10 protein-coding genes are annotated in these 13,277 nt (G+C 73.4%); 5 read left to right on the top strand and 5 right to left on the bottom strand.

Annotated features, from left to right (window positions below):
• Nucleotides 1–158: 158 nt before the first annotated feature.
• Genes AC07AZ_RS37200 through AC07AZ_RS37180 form a run of 5 tightly spaced genes read right to left on the bottom strand, consistent with a single transcriptional unit; the run spans nt 159 to nt 5,850 of the window.
• Nucleotides 159–1,469: a DUF58 domain-containing protein gene (locus tag AC07AZ_RS37200; protein WP_478855186.1), complete on the bottom strand. Its 1,311-nt coding sequence runs from the start codon at nt 1,467–1,469 to the stop codon at nt 159–161.
• Complete coding sequence (locus AC07AZ_RS37195) at nt 1,469–2,458, bottom strand: AAA family ATPase (RefSeq protein ID WP_478855185.1); 990 nt, start codon at nt 2,456–2,458, stop codon at nt 1,469–1,471. The genes AC07AZ_RS37200 and AC07AZ_RS37195 overlap by 1 nt, the downstream gene beginning before the upstream one ends.
• Nucleotides 2,458–3,654 (bottom strand): DUF4350 domain-containing protein, encoded by a 1,197-nt coding sequence (locus AC07AZ_RS37190; protein ID WP_478855184.1) that lies wholly within the window; start codon nt 3,652–3,654, stop codon nt 2,458–2,460. The genes AC07AZ_RS37195 and AC07AZ_RS37190 overlap by 1 nt, the downstream gene beginning before the upstream one ends.
• Nucleotides 3,651–4,451, bottom strand: a complete 801-nt coding sequence (locus AC07AZ_RS37185; protein WP_478855183.1) for a DUF4129 domain-containing protein — start codon at nt 4,449–4,451, stop codon at nt 3,651–3,653. The genes AC07AZ_RS37190 and AC07AZ_RS37185 overlap by 4 nt, the downstream gene beginning before the upstream one ends.
• 4 nt (nt 4,452–4,455) lie before the next feature.
• A complete protein-coding gene (locus tag AC07AZ_RS37180) occupies nt 4,456–5,850 on the bottom strand; it encodes a DUF7847 domain-containing protein (RefSeq protein ID WP_478855182.1) in 1,395 nt (464 codons plus the stop codon).
• A gap of 140 nt (nt 5,851–5,990) precedes the next feature.
• Between AC07AZ_RS37180 and mtnA the strand changes: the two genes are divergently transcribed.
• The 5 genes from mtnA to AC07AZ_RS37155 all read left to right on the top strand — a co-directional run bounded on the left by mtnA (nt 5,991) and on the right by AC07AZ_RS37155 (nt 13,205).
• Complete coding sequence (mtnA, locus tag AC07AZ_RS37175; protein ID WP_478855181.1) at nt 5,991–7,139, top strand: S-methyl-5-thioribose-1-phosphate isomerase; 1,149 nt, start codon at nt 5,991–5,993, stop codon at nt 7,137–7,139.
• A gap of 4 nt (nt 7,140–7,143) precedes the next feature.
• Nucleotides 7,144–7,833 (top strand): two-component system response regulator MtrA, encoded by a 690-nt coding sequence (gene mtrA / locus AC07AZ_RS37170; protein WP_016438163.1) that lies wholly within the window; start codon nt 7,144–7,146, stop codon nt 7,831–7,833.
• Between the two features lies 1 nt (nt 7,834).
• The gene (gene mtrB, locus AC07AZ_RS37165; RefSeq protein ID WP_478855180.1) at nt 7,835–9,901 is read left to right on the top strand and encodes an MtrAB system histidine kinase MtrB; all 2,067 of its coding nucleotides are present in this window, start codon (nt 7,835–7,837) and stop codon (nt 9,899–9,901) included.
• A complete protein-coding gene (locus AC07AZ_RS37160; RefSeq protein ID WP_478855179.1) occupies nt 9,891–11,723 on the top strand; it encodes an LpqB family beta-propeller domain-containing protein in 1,833 nt (610 codons plus the stop codon). Before mtrB ends, AC07AZ_RS37160 begins: the two co-directional genes overlap by 11 nt.
• Nucleotides 11,724–12,167: 444 nt before the next feature.
• On the top strand, nt 12,168–13,205 hold the full coding sequence (locus AC07AZ_RS37155) for a ComF family protein (RefSeq protein ID WP_478855178.1): 1,038 nt from the start codon (nt 12,168–12,170) through the stop codon (nt 13,203–13,205).
• Nucleotides 13,206–13,277: the final 72 nt, after the last annotated feature.

Genomic DNA, 13,277 nt, shown 5'->3' with positions numbered 1-13,277 from the left:
TGGTACTGCAGGGGGGACCCTGTGGGAGAGTAGGACACCGCCGAACAATTCTTGGGAAAACCCCCGCACCGTTGGTGCGGGGGTTTTCTGCGTTCTGGGGTCGTTCAGGGAAATGAGAAAGGGGACTGCTTTCAGCCCCCTTCCCGTTTCCATCGTCGTCACAGGCGGCCGGCTGATTTCAGGGCCAGATAGGCGTCGGCCAGTGCCGGCGCCAGGTCGTCCGGGGTCGCGTCGACAACCGTGACGCCGTGTCGGCGCAGTTGCTCCGCTGTGCGGTGGCGCTCGCTCTGGGCCTGGGCGGCGGCCGCCGCCTCGTACACCGCATCCGCGTCGCCGCGGGACGCCGCCATCCGCGCGATGTGCGGGTCCGCCACCGCGGCCAGCAGCACGGTGTGCCGCTGGGTGAGCCGAGGCAGGACGGGCAGCAGGCCCTCTTCGACCGGCGCCGCGTCGAGGCTCGTCAGCAGGACGATCAGGGAGCGGCGCGGGGCGCTCCTGCGCGCGGTCGCCGCAAGACCCCGGGCGTCCGTCTCCACGAGTTCGGGTTCCAACGTGGCCATCGCGTTGACGAGAGAGGGAAGGACGTCACCCGCGGCGCGGCCCTGCACGAGAGCGCGCACGCGGCGGTCGTAGGCCAGCAGGTCCACACGGTCGCCGGCGCGCGAAGCCAGGGCGGCCAGGAGCAACGCGGCGTCCAGCGAGGCGTCCAGGCGGGGGACGTCGCCGACGCGGCCGGCCGAGGTACGGCCCGTGTCGAGGACCAGCAGGATGTGGCGGTCGCGTTCGGGGCGCCAGGTGCGTACGGCGACCGTCGACTGGCGGGCCGTCGCGCGCCAGTCGATGGAGCGGGTGTCGTCGCCGGGCACGTACTCGCGGAGGCTGTCGAACTCCGTGCCCTCGCCGCGGGTGAGGACGCTGGTGCGGCCGTCGAGCTCGCGCAGACGGGCCAGTCTCGACGGAAGGTGCTTGCGGCTGGTGAAGGGCGGCAGCACACGCACCGTCCAGGGAACGTCGTGAGCGCCCTGGCGGGAGAAGAGGCCGAGAGGGCCGTAGGAACGGATCGTGACGCGGTCGGCCCGGCGGTCGCCGCGGCGGGTGGGGCGCAGACGGGTCGTGACGCGGCGGCGTTCCCCGGCGGGGACCGTGAGGCGGTGGCGGGAGGACGGCATCTCGGTGCCGGGCTGCCAGCTACTCGGCGGCCAGGCGTCACGGAGCTGGGCCCGGAGCGGGCGGCGGGACGGGTTGGTGACCGTCAGGGTGACGTCGGCGGCCTCGCCGAGGCGTACGGAGGTATCGCCCGCGCGGGCCAGGCGCAGCCGTCGTACGGGTGCTGCCAGGGCGAAGTCGCAGGCACAGGCCGCCGCCAGAGACGCGTCGACCGCGAGCACGCCTGTCCATCCCGGTGCCCAGATGCCGAGGGGGACCGAGCCGAGGGCCGCGAGGAGCGCGGCACGTCCGGTGAAGGCCATCAGCGAGGGACGGGGACGTGGGCGAGGATCGCGTTGATGACGGAGTCGGCCGTCACGCCCTCCATCTCCGCTTCGGGACGGAGCTGCACGCGGTGCCGGAGAGTGGGCAGGGCGAGCGCCTTGACGTCGTCGGGGATGACGTAGTCGCGGCCCGTCAGCCAGGCCCAGGCGCGGGCGGTGGAAAGCAGGGCGGTGGCGCCGCGGGGGGAGACACCGAGGGTGAGGGACGGGGACTCGCGGGTCGCCCGGCAGATGTCGACGACGTAGGCGGTGATCTCGGGGGACACCGTCGTCTTGGCGACCGCGGCGCGCGCGGCCTCCAGGTCGGCCGGGCCCGCCACGGGGCGTACGCCGGCGGCGCGCAGGTCACGCGGGTTGAAGCCCTCGGCGTGGCGGGTCAGGACGTCGATCTCGTCCTGGCGGGAGGGCAGCGGGATCGTCAGCTTGAGGAGGAAACGGTCCAGCTGGGCCTCGGGCAGGGGGTACGTGCCCTCGTACTCGACCGGGTTCTGGGTCGCGGCGACCAGGAACGGGTCGGGGAGGAGACGCGGGGTGCCGTCGACCGTGACCTGGCGCTCCTCCATCGCCTCCAGGAGGGACGACTGGGTCTTCGGCGGGGTGCGGTTGATCTCGTCCGCGAGGAGGAGGTTGGTGAAGACCGGCCCGGGCTGGAAGGAGAACTCGGCGCTCCGGGTGTCGTAGACGAGGGAGCCGGTGACGTCGCTGGGCATCAGGTCCGGGGTGAACTGGACGCGCTTGGTGTCGAGTTCCAGCGCGGCCGCGAGGGTGCGGACGAGCAACGTCTTGGCGACTCCGGGGACCCCTTCGAGGAGAACGTGTCCGCGGCAGAGCAGGGCGACGACGAGGCCGGTCACGGCGGGGTCCTGGCCGACCACGGCTTTGGCGATCTCGGCGCGCAGGGCTTCCAGGGAGGCCCGGGCGCTGTCCGGGTCCCCGGTCCGCCCGGCGTTGTCAGTGGTCGGGTCCATCATGGACGGCGTACCTCTCTTTCGAGGGCGTCGAGTTGGTCGGTGAGGGCGATGAGGGCCGAGTCGTCGCCGGGTGGCGGGCCGAAGAGGAGGGCGTGCAGGGACTGTCCGTCGCCGTGGAGGTGGGCGGACAGCGCGGGCAGCAGTGCCTCGGGCGCGTGCGCCTGGGTTGCGGGGACACCGACGAGGGGGGCGAGGCGGGTGCGGGTGGTGGAGCGAAGAGCGGCGGCGGCGCGGTCGCGGGCGTCCGCCTTGCGGTAGAGGCGGGCGCGGCCTTCGACGGTTTCGGAGGCGCGGATCGCCACGGGGAGTCTTTCCGGTACGAGGGGGCCGAGTCGGCGTGCCCGCCAGAGGGCGGCCAGTGCTGCGGCCACGAAGAGTTGCAGGGTGCCCCAGAGCCAGCCGGCGGGGAGCAGGTCGAAGAGGCCTTTCTCGTCGTCGGTGGCGGTGCGCGAGGTGTCGGCGAGTGAGGGGAGGTACCAGACGAGATGCGGGCGCGAGCCGAGGAGTTGGAGGGCGAGCGAGGCGTTGCCCTGCTTGTCGAGGCGGTCGTTGAAGAGGATGTCGGGCGCGCCGAGTACGACGGTGTCGCCGCGTCCGGTGTCGTCCGGGACGCGCACCAGGGTGGCCAGGCGGTCGCTCGGGTAGCACTCGTCGGCGCCGGTGTGGAGAGCGGTGTAGCGGATGCCGCCGGTGTCGGCCTTGCCGGCGCGTCGGGCCGCCGGCAGGGCGCAGTCGGGGGCGAGGGCCGAGTCGAGGCTGGTGGCGGGGTCCGCGACGACGCCGGGGGCGAGCCGTTCGACGGACCAACTGCCGGGCGCGACCAGGACGGTACGGCCGCCCGAGCCGGCGGTCGCCGCGCGCAGTCGTTTCTGCTGGCGGGCCGTCAGCAGGTCGGGCACGGCGACGAGGAGTGTGGTGTCGGAGCCGGTCGCGGCGCGTGCCTCGGTCAGGGTGGTGGCCACGCGCGTGGAGACCCCGCGGTCGGCGAGGAGTTCGGCGACGGCGCGGCTGCCGTAGGTGTCGGCGGAGCGCGGGTCGAGGTTTCCGTGCCGGGAGTCGGAGCGGATCGTGGCGATCGCGACGGCCCCGGCGAGGAGCAGCACGACGGCCAGGGCGACGCCCCGCGCGCGGGTCCACACCTGGCGTGCGGTGGGCGAGGCCGAGGTGGACGGGAGCGTGGCCTCGGTGGTCATCCGGCGGCTCCCCGGCGGGTGTTCGGGGCCGCCGCGTCGTGGCTGTGGCTGCTGCCGGCGCTCGTGAGTGCCGGCTTGGCGCGCTCCAGGTCCTGGTCGAGGGACGCGATGCGGTGGTACGACTGCTCGCCGGCCGCGCGTCCGCCGTACGTCACGTCGTCGAAGTCGCGTGCGGCCAACCGGAGTCGGTCCGTGTGGGCGGGCAGTGCGCGACCCGCGTCGGCGGCGGCCTCGTCGGCGGTGCGGCCGGGACGGATGTCGAGCAGGGCGCGTTCCTCCAGCGACCGGACGACGGCGCGCATGCGTTCCTGGACGGCCTGGTTCCAGTGGCCCTGGGCGGCGTGTGCCTCGGCGGCCGCGCGGTGTTCGGCGGCGCTGCGGGGGCGGTCGTCGAACAGGACCGCGGCGGAGACGGGCCGGCGGCGCGGGGTGCCCAGGCGCCACCAGAGCGCGGCCAGGACCGCCAGGACGACCAGGATGACGACGACCAGGCCGACCGCGCCCCCCGGGGTGACCGTCGCGGCGCTGCCGAAGAGGTTGCCGAGCCAGTTCCAGAAGGCGTCCAGGGCACGCTGGAACAGGCCGGGGTCGTTCTCGTGGTACATGCGCCTGGACAGCTCGCGTCGGGCCGCCTCCCGCGCGGGATCACGCGGGACGGTCACCGGTGGTTCGCCGTCCGCGCGGGCCGAGGACCACAGGGACGTGTCGCCGGCGCGCACCAGGAGGCGTACGGCCGTGCCGGTGGCGCGCGTCGGTGCTGTCGTCATGGCTGTGAGAACTCCCCCCGCGGGACTCACCGCATCAGCTCCCCGGGGTGTCGGTGCCGTAGCCCTGGACGCCGGCCGCGCGGGCCAGGTCGAGGTCGAGGGCCTCGCGGCGGATGCGCTGGTCGATGTAGAGCAGCACGGTGACGCCCGCCGTGATCGGGAACGTGATCATGGAGCCGATCACCGATCCGACGCCGCTGACGATGAGGTAGGACCAGCCCAGGTCGCCCCCGCCGTCGAGGAAGACGGAGACGCCGCCGTTGAGCGCGGCGGCGAAGAGGGAGAAGGGGACGGCCACGATCACCGCGATGATGTTCGCGATGATCATGGCGAGCAGCGTGATGCCGAAGACCCGCCACCAGGAGCCGCGGACCAGCTTCGCGGACCGGCTCATCGACTTCACGATGCTCTGCTTCTCCAGCATCAGCGCGGGCGAGGCGAGCGAGAAGCGGATCATCAGCCACAGGGTGACGACGCCGGAGCCGAGGATGCCGAGGGCGGCGAGCGCGGTGCCCGCGTCGGAGTTGCCTGCGACGGCCACCAGGACGCCGGGCAGGACGCCCACCGCGAAGATGCCGGCGACGATGAGCAGCAGCAGGAAGATCAGGCCGAACAGCCTCGGCACCTGCGGGCGGGCGTCGCGCCAGGCCTCGCCGGTGGTCACCGACTTGCCGAGGACGGCCCGGCTGGTGACGGTCGTCAGCAGGGCGGTGGCCAGGACCGTGCCGATCAGGGAGATCAGGAACACGACACTGGAGCTGAGCATGGCGTCGCCCATGGCGCGGGTCAGTTCACCGAGGGTGGCGCTCGGGTCGTTGAGGGCGTCGGTGCTGGTGCTGTTCCGCAGGACGAGGCCCTGGAGCAGCACGACGACGATCTCCGTGACGACGGCGACGGTCAGCGAGATGCCGAGGACCGTGCGCCAGTGGGTGCGCATGGTGGAGACCGCGCCGTCGAGGATCTCGCCGACGCCGAGCGGGCGCAGCGGGATGACCCCGGGTTTGGCGGCGGGCGGAGGTCCGCCCCAGCCGCCACCTCCCCATGTGGCGTAACCGGGTCCGCCGTGGACCGGGGGACCGGCGGGGCCGTAACCCGGAGGGCCGTATCCGGGGGGGCCGTATCCGCCGGGGCCGGCGGGCGGCGGGGTGCCCCAGCCGGGGCCGGGCGGGGGAGGAGGCGGTGCCGGCTGACCCGGGTTCGCGGAGCCGGTGGGGCCGGTCGGCGCCGACCACTGGCCGGGTGGCGGCTGCTGCCTGGACCACTGTGGGCCGGCGCTCTGCGCGTCGGGGTTCGGCGCGTCCGGGGAGGTCTCGTCCGCGGGCTGTGCGGCACCGGGGCGGTCGGTGGGCTCGGCAGGGCCGGACGCGCCGGGTTCCTGCCCGTCGGACGGGGCGGATCCGGGCGAGGCCCAGCCCGGAGTGTCTTTCATCGTCGCTCCTTCACGGTGCCCGTCCGCGGGCGCGGCGGCAGGTTGGCAGCCATCGTGCCATGGGCCGCTCACCGGCGGATCGGCCGCGGTATGGGCTGCACACCTTCAATTGTCCGCCGGATCCGGGGCAGACTGATCGCATGGCTGATCAGTACGCGAAAAGCGGCGAGGACATCCGGCCGGCCGAGACTCCGGCGATCCGCTGGGACGAGCCACCCGAAGGCCCGGTGGTCGTCCTTCTCGACCAGACCAGGCTGCCGGCCGAGGAGGTCGAACTGGTCTGCACGGACGCGTCCACGCTGGTGGAGGCGATCCGTTCGCTCGCCGTGCGCGGGGCACCGCTGCTCGGTATCGCGGGGGCGTACGGGGTGGCGCTCGCCGCCGTACGGAACTTCGACGTGGACGACGCGGCGGACGCCCTGGCGGGGGCCCGCCCCACCGCGGTGAATCTCTCCGTCGGTGTGAACAGGGCGCGGTCCGCCTACCGCGCCGAGCTCGCCAGGAGCGGCGACGTGGCGCGGGCCGCGCAGGCGGCGCTGGGCGCGGCGCGCGCGCTGCACCGGGAGGACGCCGAGGCCAGCGCCCGTATGGCCGAGCGGGGCCTGGCCCTGCTGGACGAGCTGCTGCCCGGCGGCGGGCACCGGATCCTCACGCACTGCAACACCGGCGCGCTCGTGTCGGGCGGTGAGGGGACGGCGTTCGCGGTGGCCCTCGCGGCACACCGGACCGGGCGGCTCAGGCGCCTGTGGGTGGACGAAACGCGTCCGTTGCTGCAAGGTGCTCGCCTGACGGCTTACGAGGCGGCGCGCGAGGGGATGGCCTACACCTTGCTCACCGACAACGCGGCGGGTTCGCTGTTCGCGGCGGGGGAGGTGGATGCGGTGCTGATCGGTGCGGACCGCATCGCGGCCGACGGCTCGGTGGCGAACAAGGTGGGGAGCTATCCGCTCGCCGTGCTCGCCCGGTACCACCACGTGCCGTTCATCGTGGTGGCGCCGCTGACGACAGTGGATCCGGACACGCCGGACGGGGCGGCCATCGAGGTCGAGCAGCGCCCCGGTCATGAGGTGACCGAGCTCACAGCACCGCAGGTGCCGGTGGCCGGAGCGGAAGCAGGCGGCGGGATTCCGGTGGCACCCCTGGGGACCCAGGCGTACAACCCGGCGTTCGACGTGACGCCGCCCGAGTTGGTGACGGCGATCGTCACCGAGGAGGGCATCGTTTCGCCCGTGACAGCCGAGGCTCTGGCCGAGCTGTGTGCCAGGTCACGCCAGGTAACGATTAGCTAATGGGATGATGTCGTTTATGAAGGGACGAGTCCTTGTCGTCGACGACGACACCGCACTTGCCGAGATGCTCGGCATCGTGCTGCGTGGTGAAGGTTTTGAGCCGTCTTTTGTAGCCGACGGCGACAAGGCGCTGGCCGCTTTCCGTGAGTCCAAGCCCGATCTCGTGCTGCTCGATCTGATGCTGCCGGGCCGGGACGGTATCGAGGTGTGCCGCCTGATCAGGGCGGAGTCCGGGGTACCGATCGTGATGCTCACGGCCAAGAGCGACACCGTCGACGTCGTCGTGGGCCTGGAGTCGGGGGCCGACGACTACATCGTGAAGCCGTTCAAGCCGAAGGAGCTGGTCGCCCGGATCCGGGCCCGGCTGCGGAGGTCGGAGGAGCCGGCGCCGGAACAGCTCGCCATCGGCGACCTGGTGATCGACGTCGCCGGTCACTCGGTGAAGCGGGAGGGGCAGTCGATCGCGCTGACGCCGCTGGAGTTCGACCTGCTGGTGGCGCTGGCGCGCAAGCCCTGGCAGGTGTTCACGCGTGAGGTCCTGCTGGAGCAGGTGTGGGGGTACCGGCACGCGGCGGACACCCGTCTGGTCAACGTGCACGTGCAGCGGCTGCGCTCCAAGGTCGAGAAGGACCCGGAGCGGCCGGAGATCGTGGTGACGGTCCGTGGCGTCGGTTACAAGGCCGGACCGAGCTGACATGTCCAGGGACAGTGCCGCTTCGGCACCCGGCCGGTCCGGGACCCGCGCGGAGCGGCCTGTCGGCCGGAAGACGCCAGGCTCCCGCTGGGGACGCCTGTTCGAGGCCGGGCTGCTGCAGGGCGGAGTGCAGGGCAGCCCGGTCCTCAGGCTGCTCATGCGCTGGGTGCGCCGGCCGCTGCTGCCCGTCATGCGGCTGTGGCGGCGCAACATCCAGCTCAAGGTCGTCGTCACGACCCTGCTGATGTCACTCGGCGTGGTCCTGCTGCTGGGCTTCGTGGTCATCGGGCAGGTGCGCAACGGCCTGCTCGACGCCAAGGTCAGGGCCTCGCAGAGCCAGGCCACCGGCGGGTTCGCGGTGGCCAAGCAGAAGGCCGACGAGGCGTCCAGCGGGACCGGTGACGACGCGTCCACGGTGGACGGCCGGCCCGCGCCGAACGTCATCGAGTGGATGAGCAGTCTCGTGGCGTCCCTCTCCAGCGGCGGCCAGGGCGCCTTCGAGGTGGTGACCCTGCCCGTGGGTGACGAGAGCAGGGCCGGACGCGGACCGCGCGCCTCCGGAAAGGTCAACCCCACCGTGAGCGTGCCCGAGGACCTGCGCGCGCGGGTGGACGGCAAGGCAGCGGCGGCCCAGAGCTACACCCGCATCATCTACAACGCCGACGCCCACCGGGACTCCCAGCCCGGCCTGGTCATCGGCAAGCAGGTCAACGACCCGAACGGCGACCCGTACCAGCTCTACTACCTCTTCCCGCTCACCCAGGAGGAGAAGTCCCTCAGCCTGGTCAAGGGGACGCTCGCGACGGCCGGCCTGTTCGTCGTCGTCCTCCTCGGAGCCATCGCCTGGCTCGTGGTGCGGCAGGTCGTCACCCCGGTGCGGATGGCGGCCGGCATCGCCGAGCGGCTGTCCGCGGGCCGGCTCCAGGAACGGATGAAGGTCACCGGCGAGGACGACATCGCGCGGCTCGGCGAGGCCTTCAACAAGATGGCGCAGAACCTCCAGCTGAAGATCCAGCAGCTGGAGGACCTGTCGCGGATGCAGCGCCGCTTCGTGTCGGACGTGTCGCACGAGCTGCGCACACCGCTGACGACCGTACGGATGGCCGCGGACGTCATCCACGACGCGCGCGAGGACTTCGACCCGGTGACCGCGCGCTCCGCCGAACTGCTCGCCGACCAGCTGGACCGGTTCGAGTCACTGCTCGCGGACCTGCTGGAGATCAGCCGCTTCGACGCGGGCGCGGCGGCCCTGGAGGCCGAGCCGATCGACTTCAGGGAGGTCGTACGGCGGGTCGTGAGCGGGGCGCTGCCGCTCGCCGAGCGCAAGGGCACCCACATACGCGTGGTGGGCGACCAGCAGCCCGTCGTGGCCGAGGCCGACGCCCGGCGCGTGGAGCGGGTGCTGCGCAACCTCGTCGTCAACGCCGTGGAGCACGGCGAGGGCAGGGACGTCATCGTCAAACTCGCCTCGGCCGGCGGAGCGGTCGCGGTCGCGGTCCGCGACTACGGCGTCGGGCTCAAGCCCGGCGAGGCGACCCGCGTCTTCAGCCGCTTCTGGCGGGCCGACCCGGCCCGCGCCCGTACCACCGGCGGTACGGGCCTCGGGCTGTCCATCGCCCTGGAGGACGCGCGGCTGCACGGCGGCTGGCTCCAGGCCTGGGGCGAGCCGGGCGGCGGTTCGCAGTTCCGGCTCACCCTGCCGCGCACCGCGGACGAGCCGCTGCGGGGCTCACCGATACCGCTGGAACCCAGGGACTCGCGGCGGCACCGCGGGCTCGACGACGCCGGTCTGCCGCGCGGGGGTGGCGACAAGGCCGCCACCGTGCCCCTGCAGCCGACGGGCGACCCGGGTCCCGCGCAGTCGCCGAGGGACCCGATAGCGCCGAGGTCGACCGCGGTGCCCACGGCTGACCCCACCGCGCTGCCCGGCAACGGCGCGCGGGTCGTGCCCCGGCCCGCCTCGGGTGCGCGACGGCAGGACGACACACCCGTCGGGGGCGGGGCGGGCCGCGCGGACGCCGGGCCGGAGGAAGCGACGAGGCAAGGGGAGGCATTTCGTGGGCGCTGACCGCGAGGGGGGCGCCCGGCGCAGACCGGCGCGCGCGGTGGTGTACGCCGCCTGTGGGGCCGTACTGCTGGCGGGTTGTGCCTCGATGCCCGACAGCGGGGATCTGCGGGGCGTCGAGTCCACGCCCCGGCAGGACACGCAGGTGCGCGTGTTCGCGATGCCGCCCCGCGAGGACGCGCCCGCGGCCGAGATCGTGCAGGGCTTCCTGGAGGCACTGACCAGCGACGATCCGCACTACGAGACGGCTCGCAAGTACCTGACCGCTGACGCGGCGGCGAAGTGGCGTCCCGAGTGGTCCACCACGGTGCTCGAGGACGGGCCCAGTGCCCAGGCCGCGCGGTCGGGCGGCCGGGAGGAGACCGGCGACGTGTCGTTCACGCTGACCGGCACCAGGGTCGCGACGGTCGACACGCAGCAGTCGTACACGCCCGCCACCGGCGGCTACAGCCAGTCGGTGCACCTCGTCCGCGACAAGAAGACCAGGCAGTGGCGCATCGACGGCCTGCCGCCCGGTGTCGTCATGGGGCAGTCGGACTTCCAGCGCAACTACACGTCCGTCGACAAGTACTACCTGGCCTCCAGCACGACGGCCGGGGCCGGCCCGCAGACGGCGGCCGTCGCCGACCCCGTGTACATCCGTCGCATGGTCGACCCCATGACGCAGATGGTGCGGTCCCTGCTCAACGGGCCGACGAGCTGGCTCGGGCCGGTGGTCCGCTCCAGCTTCCCCTCCGGTACGGCACTCGCGAAGGGCGTCAGCTCGCTGACCCCCGACGACCGGAACGCACTCACCGTCCCGCTGAACGCCAGGGCCGCCGGGGTCGGCTCGGCCAAGTGCGCCGAGATGGCCGCCCAGATCCTGTTCACCCTGCAGAACCTCGCGCCCGCGCTGCAGGAGGTCGAGCTGCGGGCGGGCGGATCGCAGCTGTGCTCGGAGGACGTGGACGAGGCCGAGTCCCTCGCCGCGCGCGGTGCGGCGCAGGGGGCGGACTCCTTCTACTTCCTGGACGGCGAGCACCGGCTGGTGCGGATCGGCGTCCAGAACAGCGGCACACAGCCCGAACCGGTGCCCGGTCCCCTGGGCGACGGCGACAAGGCGCTGCGGTCGGTGGCGGTGTCGCGCGACGAGAAGACCGCCGCCGGCGTCGGCATCGACGGCAAGGCGCTGTACGTCGCGTCGATGGTGTCCGGCAGCTCTCTCGGCGACCCCGTGCTCACCAGCGTCGGCAAGACGGAGAACGACCGGCTCACCACGCCCAGCTGGGACCCGCGCGGCGACCTGTGGGTGGCCGACCGGGCCACCGGCAAGCAGCGGCTGCTGCTCCTCGAACAGGCCAAGGGCGAGCCGCTGGAGGTGCGCACGCCGGGCCTCGACGGACGCATCGAGGCCGTCCGGGTGGCCGCCGACGGGGTACGGATCGCGCTCGTCGTGCAGAAGGACGGCAAGGGGCACCTGTACGTCGGACGGATCGAACGCGACGAGAAGGCAGGGGAGCGGCCCGCCGTGTCGGTCCAGGAACTGCGGTCCCTGACACCGGCCTCGGAGGAGGTCGCGGCGATGTCGTGGTCCGGCGACAGCAGGCTCGTGGTGGTCGGGCAGGAGCAGGGGGGCGTGCAGCAGATGCGCTACGTCCAGGTCGACGGCTCCACCCCCGAGGTGCCCGCGCCCGCGGCCCTGACCGGTGTCAACGAGATCGCCGCGAGCGAGGACGACGAGGTGCCGCTGGTCGCGTACTCGGCGGACGGGATCGTCCGGCTCCCGGCCGGGGCGCAGTGGCAGAAGGTGTTCGCGAAGGGGACGGGGCCGGTCTATCCGGGATGAGCCCGGGCAGCCGGGGTGCTGATCGGCGGCCGGTGGGTTGTTTCACGGCTGTACGGCGCCCGGTGGGGTCGCGGCTGTACGGCGGCCGGTGCGTTGTTCGCGGTCGTACGGCACCCCTCTGCGTGTTCACGGGCGGCTGCCCCTGGTGGCCGGTGAGGTACCCCGAGCGGCCGCTGCCGGCGCCCGGTGCGTTGCCACGGGCGCTCGCTCGCGTCGCCCGGTGCGTTGCCACGGGCGGATGACCCCGTCGCCCGGTGGGTGTCCACAGGCTGCGGCCGCCTTCGCCCCGTGCGTTGTCCACAGGCCGTTGTCCCGGCGTCCCGTGTTGTCCGCGGGCGGGCTGACCCCGTCGCCTCGGGCGTTGTCCACAGGCCGTTGTCCCGGCGTCCCGTGAGTTGTCCACAGGGGTGGTCGGGCGGGGCAGGTCTTGGCACAGTGGTGGGCATGCGGGGGTGGTGGCAGGACCTCACCGACCTGGTGCTGCCGGCCGAGTGCGGAGGCTGCGGAAGGTCTCGCACGGTGCTCTGCCCGGAGTGCCGTGCCGCCCTGGCCGGTGCGCCGCCGCGCCGGGTGACACCGGTGCCGAGGCCGCCCGGGCTGCCGGTGGTGCACGCGGCGGCCCGGTACGGGGACGCGGTGCGCGCGGTGCTGCTGGCGCACAAGGAGCGGGGCGTGCTGGTGCTCGCGGCCCCGCTGGGCGCGGCACTGGCCGGAGCGGTGCGTGCCGCGATGCGGGAGGCGGGTGAAGGGGCCCGCGCGGGCGTGCGGGCGGGTTCACCGGAGGCCGCGAAGGCGCCCTGGGGTGGGGTGCCGGGCGTCGGGGAGACGCGGCTGGTCCCCGCGGGACCGTTCAGGACCGGGGTGTCCGCCGACGGTGAGGTGCGGCTGGTACCCATGCCGTCGTCACCCGGGGCGGTGCGCGCCCGCGGGCACGACCCGGCGCGGCGGATCGCGTTCGCCGCCGCTGGGGAACTGCGGCGCACCGGGACACCGGCACGGGTGGTCGCCGTACTGCGGCAGGCGCGGGCCGTCGCCGACCAGTCGGGCCTCAACTCCCGGGAGCGGATGGACAACCTGGCGGGTGCGCTGGTGGTGGCTCCCGGCGCCGCGCGACTGCTGGCCGGCGGTCCGGTGGTGCTCGTGGACGACCTGATGACCACGGGCGCGTCCCTGACGGAGGCGGCGCGTGCCGTGCGGGTGGCGCTGGCGGGGCCGGGAAACCCGGACGGCGACGCGGAAACGATCGTGTACGCGGCGGGAAGGCGGGAAGGCAGAGAGGAACAAGGACAACGGGCGCTGCGGATGAGACGGTCGGCGCCGGTGGAACGTATCGAGGAAGCAGCCGGACGGGAGCGGGGGCGGGCGCGTGGGGACTCGGGACGTGCGGGCGGCGGCGAGGTGTGCCGGTCCGGCCGTGACGACCTGGTCCGCGCCGCCGTGGTCGCCGCCACGCCGGCCTCCTTCGAAACAAACCGGAACTGACCATCAACTCGCATCGTTGCAGGTGATAGGAGGGCCAATTCAGCTGAACGGAGGTACGCGGTAGTAGAGGGT

This window comes from Streptomyces sp. NPDC043878 (assembly GCF_056435735.1).
This window is presented reverse-complemented; position numbering and strand designations above follow the sequence as displayed.